We start from the raw sequence: 3,143 nt of genomic DNA on the forward strand, positions 1-3,143 counted from the left end.
GGGTTGATTCATGAATCAACCCTACACCCCACACCCCACACCCCACACCCTGCCCCCCTTAATAAGGGGATATCCCCCCTACCCCCCTTAATAAGGGGGGATTTGACAGTTTTTAACACCTACCTACTTAGCCACTACTTAAAAATTATCTTTTTTGCCCCGCAGCCGTGCAAACACTTGTACTGGTTCGCTGCTATCCATGGTCATGGCCAAAGCGGGACTATCCCAACGCAAAAAAGGATTAGTCAGCTTTTCCGTCCCCAAAATTGCCGGAATCGTGGGAATATCTTCAGCGCGATTTTTCACCACTTCCCGATAACGCTGCTGCAGAGCAGCATTATTAGGGTCAACTGTCAAGGCAAACTTTAAATTATTTAACGTATATTCGTGAGCGCACCAAACCCTAGTCTGGTCAGGCAGCGATCGCAATTTAGTTAAAGAAGCCACCATTTGCCCCGGTGTTCCCTCAAATAAACGACCACAACCCCCCGAAAACAGGGTATCACCACAGAATAACTCGCCGTAATCTCCGGGGTTAACCGGGGGAAAATAATAGGCAATATGAGCGCGAGTGTGGCCGGGGACAAAGAAAACCTCGGCCCGGCGACCGGCAAATTCCACCCGGTCTCCCTCCTCTAAAAACAGCTGCTGGCCCGGAATGCGACCGCGATCCTCCTTTCCCCCATAAACACAAAGATGGGGATAACGATTAATTAAAGCCTGATTAGCCCCCACATGGTCGCCGTGGTGATGGGTATTGAAAATAGCGACTAAATCCACCTGTAAAGCCTCTAATCGCCTGAAAACCGGTTCAGGTTCTGCTGGATCCACCACGGCCGCGATTTTTTGCGCTCGATCGTAGAGGAGGAAAATATAATTATCGGAAAGGGCGTTAAGACGTTCGATCTCCATGGTAGAATCTTGGGCTAAGGTTTAACTCGATCATATAGTGCTAACCTAACTCCCCGCAGCACAGGAATCGGCAAAAATTACGCAGGGAATCCCCACATGACTAATGGGAACAATATAGGTTTCTGTGGGGGGAAATAAAGCGACAACGTGGGGAACGGGACGGGGAGTATAATGCACTTGCGATTGGCCCTGATAAGCGAGGGAAGTGCTTGCTCCTGAATCCAACATCACCGCGTCCCGAAAGCCTGCCTGTACTAATAATTCTCCCAAAGCCATGGAATCGATCGGGTCTCTGGAAACCCCGATTACTGGCTGTCCTGCCTGATTAATCCCCCAAAAAGCCCGGTGACGCAGGGCATCAAAACCGTAAAGTGTACCAAAGGATTCTCGCGATTGTGGTTGTCCATCTTTGACTAACCAAGCGGCCGCGACAAAAGCATCCGTAACCTTGAGATCATTTCTAGCCTCCGCTGCAATTCCTTCTAGGGTATTATGACGGGCAGGATCAAAGGGAAGATAACGCACCCATCGATCGGTAATGATTACTAAAGGACGACCCTCTAACTTGTCGATTTCTCCCTCATATCCCGGTATAAAGCCGCCATTTTCGCTTAAAACTGGCCCAATCATCTGATTTGAGTCCAATTCCTTGAGAGAGAAAAAACCGCCATCTACAGCCGCGATCGCTTCTGTACCGGCGATAATTTCCTCCACTTGATAGCGACTATCAGCGTGGATGGTTTTGGGAATCCCGCCACTAATTAATACAAGTGTATTAGTTGGAAATTCCACTTCCCGTTTTTGGATGGTGGTGGCAAAGTTAAAACCGCCATCGGTACGGGGTAAGGGATCACCTCCCCAAGCTTGCGGGACAACCTCTCTGGTGCGCGATTGCCCAAAGCGTCCAATCGTGAGTAAATCGGGGGATTGTCCAGCAAAATGCTCATCGAGGTCATTCATCGATAAAGCCGCCCGATAACCCGCTTTTTTGACGAATTCCTTCACTCGATCGTCCGCCTTCCCTTCCGGATAGGTAAAATAATTAATCGGAATACCCAATTCTTTTTCTAAGATTTGTTTCGATTGCTTGACTTCTTGCTCCAAATCTGCATCGGACAATAATCTTAAATCCCGGGGATGACTAACACTATGGGAGACAATTTGTACTAGAGGATCGGCGGCCATTTCCTGGAGTTGTTGCCAAGTGACACTGGTTCTACCAGTTTTTTGAGCCATTTTATTGATATAAATCGAGAAAACGGCAGGATAGTTATATTTTCTCAATAAAGGATAGACATACTGGTAATGTCCCCCATAACCATCATCAAAAGTCAATAAAACTGGTTTAGCGGGAAGGGGAATACCTGTCCGCAGATGGGAAATTAACCAATCGATACTGATAGGAGTTGCCCCGATTTCCTGCAAAAATTGAAAATGTGCCTCTAATTCGGCGGGAGTAACGTCAAAGAATACCTCTTTTTCCGGTAAAATGTCGTGATACATTAAAATCGGTACTTTTGTCTCTTGAGCGCGGGGATGAATTTCTGGCCAGGGTGCTAATTCGATCGCTGTTGTCGAGTTATTTTGCCAATTATCGAGACTAATATCGTTTTTTTGGAGAGATAGGGGTAGAATCACTCGATCAGAGATGTTTTTATAGGTTTTACAGTCAAAAATTCTCGATATATCCTTAAAGGAACTATCTTCTAGGACATAATCCGCGCATTCCGGTTGAAACTCCCTAAAAGGTGCGGGAAGATAATCACCCCCCACCAGAGCATTAGAACGAGGATAGAGAGAAATTGCCCAAATAATCAGACAAGTGACGATAAATGCCAAAAATCCGTATAGGGGAAGGAAAGGAAACGAAGATTTTTGCCGAGCTTGCCAACGCATAAGATCAAGTAATAAAGTAAAAAGTAAAAAAGAAAAAGTAAAAAAGCAGATAGTCCCTGATTTACCGAAAAAACTGCTTTTTATCTAGATTTTTGGCTTTTGTTTTCTCGTCAGCAAAGCCCACCGATTACAAGCTGAGTTTCTCTGTAATCCGTTCCCTTGTCAAGTTTTCCAGAACACCCTCATCAGTTATCAGTTATCAGTGAGCAGTTATCAGTGAGCAGATTTGAGTTTTCAGTGGACAGTGGTAATCAGTGAGCAGTTGTCAATAGACTACCTTTATTGATTCTCCTTATTTCCCCACACCCCACACCCCACACCCTACACCCCACACC

At 46.0% G+C, this 3,143-nt stretch carries 2 protein-coding genes; both read right to left on the reverse strand.

All coding sequences use genetic code 11. From position 1 onward, the window contains the following. Positions 1-138: 138 nt before the first annotated feature. A complete protein-coding gene (gene gloB, locus PN470_RS21755) occupies positions 139-912 on the reverse strand; it encodes a hydroxyacylglutathione hydrolase (RefSeq protein ID WP_103112793.1) in 774 nt (257 codons plus the stop codon). Between the two features lie 45 nt (positions 913-957). Further along, a complete protein-coding gene (locus PN470_RS21760; protein ID WP_272105073.1) occupies positions 958-2,808 on the reverse strand; it encodes a polysaccharide deacetylase family protein in 1,851 nt (616 codons plus the stop codon). Positions 2,809-3,143: the final 335 nt, after the last annotated feature.

Origin of the sequence: Microcystis sp. CS-574, assembly GCF_028329095.1 — a bacterium.
Taxonomy (GTDB): Bacteria; Cyanobacteriota; Cyanobacteriia; order Cyanobacteriales; family Microcystaceae; genus Microcystis; species Microcystis ichthyoblabe_A.